Source organism: Cellulomonas alba, from assembly GCF_030362835.1.
GTDB classification, from domain to species: domain Bacteria; phylum Actinomycetota; class Actinomycetes; order Actinomycetales; family Cellulomonadaceae; genus Cellulomonas; species Cellulomonas alba.
Genome location: NZ_JAUCGQ010000001.1, coordinates 2,394,880 through 2,407,763 on the forward strand (window position 1 = coordinate 2,394,880; position 12,884 = coordinate 2,407,763).

At 71.9% G+C, this 12,884-nt stretch carries 10 protein-coding genes; 5 read left to right on the top strand and 5 right to left on the bottom strand.

Annotation, left to right across the window (positions count from 1 at the left end):
• Complete coding sequence (locus QRT04_RS10965; protein ID WP_289455271.1) at positions 1 to 603, bottom strand: arsenate reductase/protein-tyrosine-phosphatase family protein; 603 nt, start codon at positions 601 to 603, stop codon at positions 1 to 3.
• 160 nt (positions 604 to 763) lie between these two features.
• On the opposite strand from QRT04_RS10965, the gene QRT04_RS10970 reads away from it, so the two are divergent.
• Together QRT04_RS10970 and QRT04_RS10975 are read left to right on the top strand one after the other, a co-directional pair.
• Entirely contained in the window at positions 764 to 2,617 is a 1,854-nt protein-coding gene (locus tag QRT04_RS10970) for a DUF4012 domain-containing protein (protein ID WP_289455272.1), read from the top strand.
• Between the two features lie 68 nt (positions 2,618 to 2,685).
• Positions 2,686 to 3,219 (top strand): peptidase, encoded by a 534-nt coding sequence (locus tag QRT04_RS10975; RefSeq protein ID WP_289455273.1) that lies wholly within the window; start codon positions 2,686 to 2,688, stop codon positions 3,217 to 3,219.
• A 203-nt stretch (positions 3,220 to 3,422) separates the two neighbouring features.
• On the opposite strand, the gene QRT04_RS10980 is transcribed toward QRT04_RS10975, so the two are convergent.
• Together QRT04_RS10980 and QRT04_RS10985 are read right to left on the bottom strand one after the other, a co-directional pair.
• A complete protein-coding gene (locus QRT04_RS10980; protein WP_289455275.1) occupies positions 3,423 to 4,931 on the bottom strand; it encodes a polysaccharide biosynthesis tyrosine autokinase in 1,509 nt (502 codons plus the stop codon).
• A 224-nt stretch (positions 4,932 to 5,155) separates the two neighbouring features.
• Entirely contained in the window at positions 5,156 to 5,935 is a 780-nt protein-coding gene (locus QRT04_RS10985; RefSeq protein WP_289455276.1) for a glycosyltransferase family protein, read from the bottom strand.
• A gap of 407 nt (positions 5,936 to 6,342) precedes the next feature.
• Between QRT04_RS10985 and QRT04_RS10990 the strand changes: the two genes are divergently transcribed.
• Genes QRT04_RS10990 through QRT04_RS11000 form a run of 3 tightly spaced genes read left to right on the top strand, consistent with a single transcriptional unit; the run spans position 6,343 to position 9,869 of the window.
• Positions 6,343 to 7,353, top strand: a complete 1,011-nt coding sequence (locus QRT04_RS10990) for a hypothetical protein (protein ID WP_289455277.1) — start codon at positions 6,343 to 6,345, stop codon at positions 7,351 to 7,353.
• Positions 7,354 to 7,374: 21 nt separating this feature from the next.
• Positions 7,375 to 8,721 (top strand): O-antigen ligase family protein, encoded by a 1,347-nt coding sequence (locus QRT04_RS10995; protein ID WP_289455278.1) that lies wholly within the window; start codon positions 7,375 to 7,377, stop codon positions 8,719 to 8,721.
• Positions 8,718 to 9,869 (top strand): glycosyltransferase, encoded by a 1,152-nt coding sequence (locus QRT04_RS11000; protein WP_289455279.1) that lies wholly within the window; start codon positions 8,718 to 8,720, stop codon positions 9,867 to 9,869. The genes QRT04_RS10995 and QRT04_RS11000 overlap by 4 nt, the downstream gene beginning before the upstream one ends.
• A gap of 134 nt (positions 9,870 to 10,003) precedes the next feature.
• Here the strand turns inward: QRT04_RS11000 and QRT04_RS11005 are convergent, their stop codons facing one another.
• Both QRT04_RS11005 and QRT04_RS11010 read right to left on the bottom strand, forming a co-directional pair.
• Positions 10,004 to 10,930 carry an Ig-like domain repeat protein gene (locus QRT04_RS11005; RefSeq protein ID WP_289455280.1) on the bottom strand — a complete coding sequence of 309 codons (927 nt, stop codon included), beginning with the start codon at positions 10,928 to 10,930 and terminating at the stop codon, positions 10,004 to 10,006.
• A gap of 116 nt (positions 10,931 to 11,046) precedes the next feature.
• The gene (locus tag QRT04_RS11010; protein ID WP_289455281.1) at positions 11,047 to 12,858 is read right to left on the bottom strand and encodes a DUF4012 domain-containing protein; all 1,812 of its coding nucleotides are present in this window, start codon (positions 12,856 to 12,858) and stop codon (positions 11,047 to 11,049) included.
• Between the last annotated feature and the right edge of the window lie 26 nt (positions 12,859 to 12,884).

Sequence of the window (12,884 nt, forward strand, 5' to 3'; positions counted from 1 at the left end):
CTACCGCCGGACGACGGCGACGATCGACTGCACGGCGGGGAACAGCTGGCCGAACGACCGCTGGTACAGCACGTCGTCGCCGCGGTAGGGGTCGACGACGTCGTCGTCCGCGGCGCTCACGGGACCGGCGGTCGGCCGCGCGGCCCCGGCGAGCGGCACGAGCGCCGCGAGCCGGTCCGCGGTCGTGGCACCCGCACCCGGGAGGGCGGCCGGGTCGACGAGCGTCGCGAGCCGTCCGAGCTCGCGCAGCGTGAACGTGCGCCGCACGGCCGACGGCACGAGCTCGACGACCGCCGCGCGGTGCCGCCGCGTGAGAGCCACCACCAGGTCGGCCTCGCGCACGTGCGCCTCGGTGAGCTGCCGCGCCGCGAACCCCGCGGTCTCGCCGCCGACGCCCGCCACCAGCTCGGCCATCGGGGCCGTCATCGGCGCACCCACCACGGCGCCGACCCCCGCCGACGCGACCTCGATCGCGGGAGCGAGCGCCCCGACGGGCGCGCCGCGGAACGTCGCGCCGAGGCCGATCGCGAGCAGCCGCTCGACCGCGGGCGACCGGCAGATGTTGCCGGTGCACACGGCGAGGACGCGCAAGGGGGCAGGCATGATCGCCGATTATCCAGGCTCGGCCGCCACGTCCTGCCGGCCCGACCGGTGCTGACCCGATCGGCGCACCGGGATCACCCCGTGCATCACCCGGACGGCCGGGCGCCCAGGGCGCACGGTTACGATTCCGGCACGACGCGAATCGGGGGAACGGGGTGTCGTGGCAGCGCTGAGCATGCGGAGGGCGCCGGAGCCCGCAGCGCCTGCTCGCCACGCCCGCGACCCGCGCATCGCGCGCCTCGACCCTCGTGCCCGCGTCGCGCTGCTGTCCGTCGGGGCCGCGGCCGTCGTCGTCGCCGGCGCGGCCGTCTGGCTGACGAGCGACGCGCTGCGCGCCCACGACGAGCTCGTCTCGGCCCGCGCCGACCTCGCCCGTCTGCAGGACCAGGTGCGAGCCGGCGACGACGCGGGCGCCCGGCGCACGATCGCCGCGCTCCAGGCGCGGACCCGCGCGGCGGACCGCGCGACGCACGGTCCCGTGTGGACGCTCGCGGGCCAGCTGCCCGGGCTCGGCCGCAACGTCGACGCGCTCCAGACGGTGTCGTCGACGGTCGACGGTCTGACGCGGCGCGCGCTCCCGTCCCTGATGGACGCGACGCACCTGCTGAGCCCCGAGGCGCTCGCGCCGGTCGACGGCCGCATCGACCTGGACCCGCTGACGAAGGCCGCGCCGACGATCACGGGCGCCGACCAGGCCATGCGCGCCGCGGTGCAACAGCTCGCCGGCATCGACACGCACGGGCTCAACGGCCAGGTGGCCGACGCCGTCGACCAGGTCCGCTCCGGCATCGGCGACGCCGCGACCACCACCGCGACGGCCGCGCGGGCGGTCCAGCTGCTGCCGGCGATGCTCGGCGCGGACGGCACGCGCAACTACCTCGTCCTCGTGCAGAACAACGCGGAGCCGCGCGCGACGGGCGGCATCCCCGGCGTGGTCCTGCTGCTGCGCGCACAGGACGGCAAGGTGACGCAGGTCGACGAGCGCTCGGGCGCGTCCCTGCGACTCGCCTCGTCGCTGCCGCTGGACGACGACGAGAAGGCGATCTTCAGCCCGCTGCTCGGCACCGACATGCGGGACGTCACGTTCACGCCCGACTTCCCGCGCAGCGCCGCGCTCGCGAAGGGCATCTGGGAGAGCAAGGTCGGCGGCGCAATCGACGGCGTCGTCTCGGTCGATCCCGGCACCCTCGCGCTCGTGCTCCAGGCGACGGGCCCGGTGCCGCTCTCGGACGGCACGTCGCTGACGGCGGACAACGCGGTGCAGCGCCTGCTCAACACCGTGTACCTCGACATCCGCGCGCCGCAGGCCCAGGACGACTGGTTCGCGTCGGCCGCGAGCCGGGTGTTCGACAAGGTCCTCGGCGGCGTCGGGACGGACGCCCAGGCGGTGCTCGACCGCCTCGGGGAGGCCGCACGCCAGGGCCGCCTGATGATCTGGTCGGCGCACGACGACGAGCAGGCGCGACTGACCGGCACGGTGCTGGGCGGCGACCTGCGAGGCGTCGACGGGCCGGACGGCCTGCCACCGACGAGCCCCGTGATCGGCGTGTACCTCAACGACGGAACCGCCGCGAAGATGGGCTACTACGAGAACCTGACGATCGAGGGGAAGTCCACGGCCTGCCGCCCCGACGGCTCCCAGATCGTCCACCTCGACATCAGGCTCACGAACACCGCGCCCGCCGACGCCTCGACCACGCTGCCGCGGTACGTGCTCGGTCCGACGAAGGTCGTCCCGTGGGGCTCGGTCAAGACGAACGTGCTCCTGTACGGACCGCTCGGGGGCCGGATCGAGGGCCTCAAGCTGGACCCGGGCCCCCAGGGAGCATTCGCCCAGATCCATCACAACCTGACGGTGGCCGCGGTGACGACCGTCTTGGCACCCGGACAGAGCCGCACTTTCTCGCTCGACGTGTCGACCGCGAAGGGCCAGGTCAGCGACGTCCAGGTGCGGTCGACGCCCCTCGCGCGGCAGGGCGGTGCGACCACGGTGGGTAGTGCTTGCTCGGTGTAACCGTTAGCCTTCACGTGTTACACGAGTCGTCTCAACAATGACGATCGCCATTTCCCGGGGGGGACCCAATGAAGATCACGCGTATCGCTGCTGCCACCCTGGTGGCCGGCGGCCTCGTCCTGGGCCCCTCGGTCGCCGCCTTCGGTGCGACGTCCACGAGCTACGAGGCTCCCGGCGTCAGCGCCACCGTGTCGGTCATCGCGCCCACGGTCGGCCAGACCTTCGTCTTCGTCATCAACGCCAACGTGGCGAACGTGACGCTCACCATCAGCTCGCCCACCGCGCCGAGCTCCGCGATCACGATCGCGGGCACCAAGTCGCTCACCAAGGCGACCGCGAACGGCCAGGCGACCTTCGACGTGACGCTCAGCGCGGGCGGCACCTACACGCTCGTCGCGACGGACCCGGCGACCGGCGCGGTCCTCGCCTCGCAGGCGATCACCGTCAGCGCTGCGGGTGGCGGCTCGAGCGCCTCCGGCAGCGGCGCCCTCGCCGGGACGGGCTCGAACGAGACGCCGATCATCGCCGGTGCGGCCGCGCTCGTGGTCCTCGGCGCCGGTGGCGTGCTGCTGGCCCGCCGCCGCCACGCGCACCAGGGCTGATCCGCCCGGCGCACGCGACACGACGAAGAGCCCCGCACCGTTGGTGCGGGGCTCTTCGCGTGTGTCGGCGCACATCGCGAACGTGTGTCGAGCGCCAGGTGGAACCGCGGTCAGCAGGCTCGCCCGGCCGGGGGCGCCGGCCGTGCGTCGTCCCCGCGGCAGCTCACCGCAGCCCAGGCGCGCAGGTGTCTTCCGGCACCCGCTCACGAGGAGTAGATCGACGACTCCGACGGGTCGTCGGCGGTCGACGGCTCGGCGGTCGTCGCCGGTCCGCCGACCGGAGCGGTGCTCCGGGAGGTCCCGGCCGCCGGGCGGCGGCGACGCTTGCGGCCCGCGCCCTTGGTGTGGGACGGCGTCGTACCGCTGCCGGGTGCGTAGTCGTAGTACGTGTACGCGTCGCCCTGCTTGCGCGGCTGCCGGTTCAGCACGATGCCGAGGATGCGGGCGCCCACCGTGTGCAGGGCGCCGACGGACTCGTCGAGCTGGTTGCGGTGCAGCTTGTCCGCGCCGACGACCAGCAGGGCGCCGCCGGTGAGCTTCGCCAGGATCGCGGCGTCGGTCACCGGCAGCAGCGGCGGCGTGTCGACGATCACCATGTCGTAGCTCTCGGTGAGCTCCTGAAGCAGCTGGGCCATCGACACCGAGCCGAGCAGCTCGCTCGGGTTGGGCGGCACCTGGCCGGAGGGCAGCACGTGCAGCTGCCCCGTGCCCCAGGGCTGGATGACGTCGTCGACGGTCGCCCGGCCGATCAGCACGGTCGTCAGGCCTGCCGAGCCTTCGATGCCCATGTACTTCGCGACGCTCGGACGGCGCAGGTCGGCGTCGACGAGAGCGACGCGCGAGCCGGCGTCCGCGAGCGTGATCGCCACGTTGATCGCGGTCGTCGACTTGCCCTCGCCGGGCAGCGAGCTGGTGACGACGATCGAGTGCGGCCGGTCCGCGATGTCGAGGAACTGCAGGTTGGTGCGCAGCCGGCGGAACGCCTCGGAGCGCTGGCTGTGCGGGTTGGACTGCACGATCAGCGGGTGGCGCGGGGCGTCCTCGTCGTAGCCGATCGCGCCGATCACCGAGGTGTCCGTGACGCGGGCGACGTCCTCGGAGTCGCGGACCCGCGTGTTGAGGAGCTCGCGCAGGACGGCGATGCCGATGCCGAGCACGAGCCCGACGAACAGCCCGACGACGACGTTCATCTTGAGGTTCGGCGACGAGGGCGCGGTCGGTGCGGTGGCGGGGCGCACGACGGAGACCTTCACGGCGGAGCTGGTGCCGTTGGTCGGGGTCTCGAGCTCGCCGATGACGTCCTTGAACTTCGCGGCGATGGCGTCCGCCGTCGCCGCGGCGATCGCCGGGTTCGCCGCCGTGACGTTCACGTTGATGAGCGACGTGTTCAGCGGGGAGCTCGCGCTGACTTCCGCGGCGAGGTCCTCGGCCCGGCCACCGAGCCCGAGCTGGTCGATCACGGGATTGAGGACGAGCGGGCTCGTCACGATCCGGGTGTACGAGGTGACCTGCTTCTGCGTGAAGCTCGAGCCCTGGAGGAGGTCGTCGGTGGTCTGGCCGCCCTGGACGGAGACGTACAGCTGCGTCGTGGCGGTGTACCGCTCGGGCGCCGCGAGCGAGAAGCCGGCGGCGAGCGCGCCTCCCAGCACGGTCGTCAGCACGATCGACAACCAGCGCTTGCGGAGGATCGTGATGTAGTCCTTCAGTTCCACGGCCGTGGGACCCCTCTCAGAGCGATTCTGCCGAGGATTCTCCCACGTCCACTCGACACGCCGGCACCCGCGAGATGCGAGGGAATCCGGTTCCTCAGCGCATAGCGGCGAAGGGGCACGGACGGGAACAGAGCGGACGGACAGGCATATTCGCCGCCCCGGTGGCCCAGAAAGCGATCTTCCGGTGAATTCTCTCGGCCGCTCGACGGCCGACGCCAGCAGCTTTAGAGCGCGCGGGCCGCGGCGCGGAGGTTCTCGGCCACACGCAACGACTCTTTCCTCAGCCGGGCGGCCGCCTCCTCGAGCGTCTCGGCGAACGCCAGGGCACGGCCGGCGTCGCTGACCAGCTCGAGCTCCACGCGGTCGGCCGTGTCGCCGAGCGCGCTGAGGTAGTCGTCGTACTTGAACCGCGGCTCGGCCCCTCGCACGTCCGGCATCGAGACGAGCGTCGCAGGGACGCCGAGAGCGTTCGCGAACACGAGGCCGTGCAGGCTCGTCGTGGCGACGAACGGCGCCCCTGCGAGGCGGCGAGCGATCTCGAGCGGCTCCGTGTTCGGGAGCGCGACCTCGTAGCCGTTCGCGCGCAGGGCGGCGACGGTGCGCGCGCCCTCTCGCGTCGCGAGAACTCCGAAGTGGGGCAGGAACACCGGCGCGCTCCCACGCCGCACGTCCCCGAGGCCCAGCTCGGCGACCACGACCCCGGGATCGCCCAGCGGGGTGTCCTCGGGCAGGCCCAGTGCGGACCGGGTGAGGACGCCGCGGACCGCGAGGAAGCTCTCGGCGCGCAGCGGCGCATCAGCGACGCGACCTGTCCGCAGGCCTGATCCGAACACGCGCGCCTGGCCACCGTTGGCCTGGTAGGTCTCCAGCAGCGACCCGATTCCGTAAACCGATGCGCGCCGCGCGGAGCGCCACCGCACACGCGAGCCCGTGAGCTCGCTCAGGGCCAGCGGGCTGAATTCATCGCCGAAATTCGAGACGCGTCGCGGGCCGTTTGCTGCCATGCGGTACCATGCTGCCCCGTGCTTCACGAGTTCGCCGGCGACTGCGCGTAAGGAATGCGTCGGACGCCACCAGTAAAGGTCGATGGTCATTGCAGTATTCCTCTTCCACGAGACGCGTCGATCTCTTGCTGTCGCTCGAGCTTCCCGCCCTTCAAGTCGCCGGCGCGGTCGTCGCGCTCGGCGCCTGGTGGGCACTGGGTCACACTACTACCGCTGACTTCCAGTCCGTTGCCGTCAAGGCCTACGCGATCTCGTCGGTCGTGGCATTGCCGGTGACACTCGGGCTCCCCTACTTGATCCCGAATTCCTATCGCGGAGCCTCCGGCCAGGAAATACGCGGACGAGGACCGTGGTCACCCTATGTCTCGCTGACGGTCGCTTCGGGACTCATTGCGTACGGTTGCGGGTTGGCCGGGCTGGTGATTCTGGCCTCGCGGCCCTCCGCAGGGCTCGCCGTCGTGGTGGCGACCTGCTTTGCGGCTGGATTCGTCGCGCTTTCTATTCTCGGTGCGCAGACGGCGCGCGTCATGAACCAGCGCGGCCTGATGATCATGTCGAGCCTCGGCCAGGCGCTGCTCCCGCTCACGTGGCTCCTTGCCGGTTGGCTGGGTGCGTCCGCGCACGTCGCGAACGAGCTTCTCGCGGCCGGTGCGGCACTGGGCTGCGGCCTGCTCGTCTGGCACGAGCGTCGGCGTCTCGTCTCGCCCGTCGCAGCCATCCGGAGCGCCGAGGGCCGGACGATCCGGTCGGCGCTGCTGCTGATCCCGCACCTCGTGCTCTTCGCGGCGTTCACGCAGGGCATGCGACTGCAGGCGGTCGGCCACGCGAGTCCTGAGCGGGTCGCCGCGGCGCACGACGTCATGCTCATCATCACGATCGGCGCGACCCTCGCGGGGTCGATCCACGCCTTCATGACCGTGAAGATCCAGGCGGCGCCGGACGGGCTCGTCGACGAGCGGGTCCGCGTGAACGCGTTCGTGTACGGCGCGATGGCGGTCGTCTGCGCCGTCGGCACGGTCGTCGCGATGGCGTGGCTCGCGCCGCATGCGATGTCGAACTTCCCCGACCTCGGACCGGCGAGCGTCGCGGCTCTCGCGCTGGTCCTTCCGTCGATCCTCACGTACTACGCGCTCAGCGGTCTGGCCATGCGCGACTCGCGTGCGGTCGTCCTGCTCGTGACGTCGGCGACCACGGTCGCGGCCTACTACGTGACGGCCTCGATCTGGCCGACCACGTCGGCAGCGGACGCGAGCATCGAGTACGGGTTGTCCTCGCTGGTGCTTCCTCTGGTGCTGTTCTCGATCCTCATGGCGACCGCGCGCGGGCAGGCCCGGGGCAGGATCGTGCGCCTGAGCCGCGCGTGCGCGGTCGGGTATGTTCCAGCACTCGCACTGGGGGTCGTGGCATGGGTGCGGTAGCGACGGCGCAGGGGAGCTCCGGTGCGCGCTGACCTCCTGATCGCGGCGGCGGCGGCTGCGACCGTCGCCGTGTTCCTGGTCTGCGCTGCGCGGGGCGTCCGTGCCGGCGTGTGGATCGCGATCCTCGTCGCGTCGACCATCGTCCCGCTGCTCCTGACGCACGGGACGGACATCTACCACGTGGGGATCGCGGACGCCGTGCCCGGCGTCCGGACGTACACCGTCCTGCTCGTGGCCCTGACGGCGATCGGGCTGGTCGCACTCAGGCACGCGCCGATGCCCTTGGCCCTCGTGGCCTTCGTGTGCGTCCTGGCGGTCCTGTACCTCGCCGTCTGGCCGCGGTCCTCGTTCATCGAGGCCGGCGTGCTCCAGCTCCTCATCGGCATCTGCGGGTGGTACGTCGGCAGTGCCTGGGGTGGCGGCTCGCCATTGCGAGAACGCGAGGCCTCGGCGATCGCGACGACCGTCCTCGGGATTGTCGTGGCCCAGATCATTTTCGCAGCGGTGCAGCTGTCTGGACACCGCCCTTCGATTCTTACGCCGGTCGACGCGGCCCTTCTCGGGAACCGTGTCAACGGCACGGCGAATCACCCCGACACGCTCGGGAAGCTGCTTTTCATGGTGATGCTCGTGGGCCTGTGGCTCATCGGGTCGGGTTACCGCAGCGTGAGCAGAAAGGCGGCGTGGGCCGTCGGGCTCGCCTATATCCCGCTGCTGCTGTCCCAGGGGCGTGCAAACATTGTGGCCGCCATTGTTCTCACCGTCTTCTGGGGATATCTTCTCCCGCGCGACACACTTCCGAGAGCCCGGACGGCGGCGCTCTTCGGTGGCTGGATCGTCGGGATGATGTCGCTTGGTGTCCTGGCGTCACGTTTCGACGAGGATCCGACCGGTGGCGTGCGTGGCCAGCTCCTGACAAACGCCTATGGCCAACTGCACCGGACGTTCTGGCTGGGCACGGGGCCGAACAACTACACGAATGTGGTCGGACCGTTGACCGGGTCGTGGATCCCGGTGCACAACTCATTTCTTCTGCTGGTGGCCGAGGTCGGCGCTATCGGTGCGGCCGCGTTCTTCGTGGGGCTCGTGGTGATCTGGGCACGCGCGTGGGGCCGACGCCGCGCGACCACGCCCCAGGGCGCGGCGGCCCGCGTGCTCATCGCCTCGATCCCCGGCGTCGTGCTCATCGGCATGACCGGCTGGGGCCTGTTCGGGACGTCCGTGCTCGCACTGTGGATGTTCGTCTACGGCGCGCTCTACAGCACGCTGCGCTGGAACGGGTCGGTCGGGCTGGTCGGCTCGAGCTTGGAGCTCGAGACCGCGCGCCGCGCGCCGAGCCTCGAGCTGCGGTCGGTGAAGCGCACATGAGCGACCGTCGCCGTGTGCTCTTCGTGGCGCCGTGGGTCCCTGGGCGGCGTCGGCCACGGAGCCTCGCGCTCCTTCGTAGCCTGCAGGAGCGCGCCGACGTCCGTGCCCTGGTCCTGGTGTGGAACGACCACGACGCCGCCGACGCGCGGGAGCTCGACGGCGACGTCGTGGCCGTGCGGGGCCGTGCCGTCGAGGGCGTCTGGCGCGCGGGTCGGGCGTTGCTGACCCGCCGGTCGCTGCAACAGGCGTATGCCGACGCCGGCGCGATGCGCGAGGCCGTCCGGACGTCCGTGCGTGACTTCCGCCCGGATGCCGTGTTCTTCAACGTCATCAGGTCCGGGCAGTGGCTCCCTCTCGTCGGTGACCTGCCCGTGGCGTTCGACCTGGACGAGATCCGGTCGGAGTACTACGGCCAGGTCGCGGCCCGCGGGCGCGGCCCGGCTCGCTGGGTCGGACGCATCGAGGCGCCGCGGATGGCGGCCGCGGAGGCGTTGGTCGTCGCACGGGCTCAGAGCGTCCTGGTCTCGTCGCCGCACGACGTCGCCGACCGTGCGACGTTCCACCTCGTCCGGAGCGTTCCGGTTCCCACGCCGTTCCGGTGGGACGAGTCGCGTGCCGTCGGCGGCCGGCTCCTGTTCGTGGGTCGGCTCGGGTACGCGGCGAACGTCGAGGCGCTCGAGTGGTTCGTCGAGCACGTCATGCCGCTGCTTCGCGCCCGCGGGGTCCCGGCAACCCTGCGCATCGTCGGTGCCGAGGTGTCCTCGCGCGTCTCGCGCCTTGCTGCACCCGACGTCGAGATCGTGGGGCCCGTCGCCGACGTCGGCGTCGAGTACGCCAGCGCGGCCGTGTCCGTCGTGCCGGTCAGGACCGCCACGGGCGTCCAGATGAAGCTGATCGAGTCGCTGGGCGTCGGGACTCCGACGGTGGCGACGAGGCTGTGCGTGGAGCTGGCGGGTTCGGCCGCCGAGGAGTCGTGCCGCACGGCCGACACCCCGCAGGAGTGGGCAGACCACATCGAGCAGCTGCTCGGGAGCGTACGAGCCCGCGAGGCCGCCTCGGCGAGCGGGCGCCGTTGGTTCGAGAGCAACTACGCGCCGGCAGCCGTCGAAGGGGCCGTCTCTCGCGCTTTGGACGCGGTCGACGTCTGAGACGCGACGAGCGCCCACGGGCCGCTCGTCTCAGGGTTGCGGACCGCCCCGCAGGGGGTCGAACCCGAGCGGGCACGAACGGCCGCCCGACCCCGTGGGTCAGGCGGCCGTTCGTGCCCGCTCGAGCTGTCAGATCACTTGACGGTGACCGAGACCGACTTGCTCGAGTTCGCGTAGTTGTCGCTGCTCGGGTTGAGCGAGACCTTGACGCTGTACTTGCCCGCGGCCGTGACCGACTTCGCCACCGAGAAGGTGTACGAGTGGCCGGCCGTGATGCGGACCGTGCGCGACGAGCTGTAGCCGTTCGGGCCGGTCACCTTGAGCGTGACGTTGCCCGTGACCGACGGCTTGGCCGTGACGGTCGGGCGGTGGCCCTTGCGGACGCTGACGTTCGTCACCGAGACCGAGGTCTTCTTCGCGGCGACCTTGAGCGTCGTCTTGGCCGAGCTGCCGAGGACCGACGCCTTCGAGGAGGTGAAGGTCGCCGTCACGGTGTACGTGCCGACCGGCAGGCCCGAGACGGAGACCGCGGCGGCGCCGGCCGAGACCGTGCGGGTGTAGCCCTTGCCGTTGACCACGAACTTGACGCTGCCCGACGGGGCGGCACCGTTCGACGCCACGGAGGCCTTGAGGGTCGCCTTCGAGCCGACCGTGATGCCGGCGGCGGAGACCTTGGTGCTCGTCTTCGCCGCGACGACCTTGAGCGTCGTGCTGGCCGAGCTGGCCTTCCACTGCGAGCCCGACGTCGGCGCGTAGGAGACGGACACGGCGTACGAGCCGACCGCGAGGCCGGACACGGCGTACGACGCCTTGCCCGACTTCAGCGCGAGGCTGGCCGTGCGGCCCGAGACCTTGACGGTCGCGGTGCCGGTCGGGGTGCCGGCGCCCGACGAGACCGCGACGGACACGGTCGCGGCCGCACCGTAGGCGGCGCTCGGGGCGGAGACGGAGGTCACGGTCGGCACGCTGGCCGGGTAGGCCGCGAACGCGGGTGCCGCGATCGTGGCGCTGCCGGCCACGCCCACGGCGACCGCGAGAGCGGTCAGAGAACGTCGAAACACGCTTTTTCCTTTCCAGGACTGCTGACGGGAATGCGCCGGCCGGGCCGATGCTCCGCGCACATAGTGCACGGAAAGTGGCGCAGATCCTAGGCGGTACCGAACCTTGGTCCGGACCGTTACTTTTGGGCGTCCGAATGGACCGAAATGTGCTGACCCCGCGCCGCCGGTGTGGCTCTGACGTGCGGTTTGCCCGAATACGAAGGATTCACCGACATGTGAGCCTCGACGGTCACCGATGCGCCGGGCGCGAGCTCCGCGGTCCATTCCGCGACATCCAGCCCGTGATACGTGGCGTGGAAGACGTCCGTCTTCTTGCCGTCGATCGTCACGGAGGTGACCTTCCCGCCGGTCGGGGCGTACAGGTCGTAGTTGGTCCGGACGTCCCCGGGCGTCAGCATCCCGCCCGTCATGTACGACGGGAGGCCCTTGCCGCCGGCCGGCGCGGTGTTCTTGAGCGTCAGCGTCGTGACGATCTCGTCGGCGGTCCGCCGCACCTCGATCGTCGAGTCGACGAACCACGACATCTTCGCCGCGCTCCCGTCGTCCAGGTAGACGCCGACGACCGGCGAGCTGCCGTCGTGGCCGACGAGGTCGCCCGAGATCACCGTGCCGGTCAGCTGCTTCTGGTCGTCCTCGTGCGCGGACCACACCATGACCCGGCCCTCCCTGGCGGAGGCGGCGAGCGCGTCGACGACGCCGGTCTTCGGCGTTCCCGCGGCGAGCAGGTGGTCGAAGACGGCGCGCGCCGTGGCGGCGAAGAACGCGTCCTGCGCGGCCGGGTCGTTGGTCTTGAGGTAGATGTCGTGCAGCAGCACCTGCGCCGCGTTGGCGGACGTGAGCCGCTCGCCGGCGACGGCGACCGGTCCCGTGGCGCGCAGGACCTTCCCGAGCACGACGGGGTCCACGGACAGGACGCCATCGACCTGGGCCCCCGTCGCGCGCTTCCACAGCGCGCTCAGCAGCTGGCCCGAGCGCGGGAAGTCCGGGATCAGGTTCACGTCCTGAGCGAAGACCGCCGGCTGCGCGCCGAAGAGCGTGTTCTCCTCGTCGGTCAGCGTGCCCACCGGGGTCCCGTCGGGCGAGTTCAGCGAGCTCTCGCTGCGCTGCTCCTTGACGGACACCGCGCCGTGGTCGGCCTCGACCAGCAGGACGGCGCCGGCAATCCCGCCGGTCGACCGGAACTCGGCGTTGTTCTGCACCATGACGAGGTACTTCCGCGGCCCGTCCGCGCCGAGCATCGGCGGCAGGAGCGCTGCCGCGCGCGCGGCCGTGCGGGTCTGCGCGCGGACCGAGGTCAGTGCGCGGTCGAGCCGGTCGACGGCGTCCGCGACGGGCGCGTGCAGGTCGCCGCGGCTCCGCTCGAGGCCCGCGAGGTCGCGCTGGGCCGCGACGATGCTCGCGTCGGCGGACCGGACGCCGGGCGCGACCTTCGCGAGCGCGTCGATGTCGACCCGGCCTTGGTCGTCGAGCAGCCGGTCGGGGGAGACGACGCGCAGCGCGTCGACGAGCGGCGGCAGCGCGTCGGTGGTGAGCCCGTGCGCGGTCGACGCCATCGCCGCGACCGCGGACAGGTCGGCGTGCACCGGCGGCAGCGCGCGTGCGAGGCGTAGCGGCACCGAGTGCGCCGCCGCGTCGGCCGTCGCCGCGTGCTCCTGCGCGCGCGGCAGCAGGGCCTGCGCGGCGTCGAGGTCGCCGGACGTCGCGTCGTCCCTGAGCTGCGTCAGGTCGTCGGCCGCGGAGGTCAGCGCGGACCGCAGTCGCACCGCCTCCACCGCGGCCCAGCCGGCGAGCACGACGCCGACGAGCAGGACGCCGGCCACGCACAGGAGCGCGATCCGACGCCCGCGCGACCGCTGCCGGCGGGGGTGCTCGGGGCCGTCGGCGCGCGCCTCGTCGGCGTCCGTGCGGACGTCGTCAGGGGTCGTCACTGTGCCCTCCCGGGCGGCTCGGTCAC

Bases quoted from the DNA above. Each gene is read 5' to 3' on its own strand.
- QRT04_RS10975 (WP_289455273.1), top strand. From the start codon at position 2,686: ATGAAGATCACGCGTATCGCTGCTGCCACCCTGGTGGCCGGCGGCCTC.
- QRT04_RS11000 (WP_289455279.1), top strand. From the start codon at position 8,718: ATGAGCGACCGTCGCCGTGTGCTCTTCGTGGCGCCGTGGGTCCCTGGG.
- QRT04_RS10965 (WP_289455271.1), bottom strand. From the start codon at position 603: ATGCCTGCCCCCTTGCGCGTCCTCGCCGTGTGCACCGGCAACATCTGC.
- QRT04_RS10985 (WP_289455276.1), bottom strand. From the start codon at position 5,935: ATGGCAGCAAACGGCCCGCGACGCGTCTCGAATTTCGGCGATGAATTC.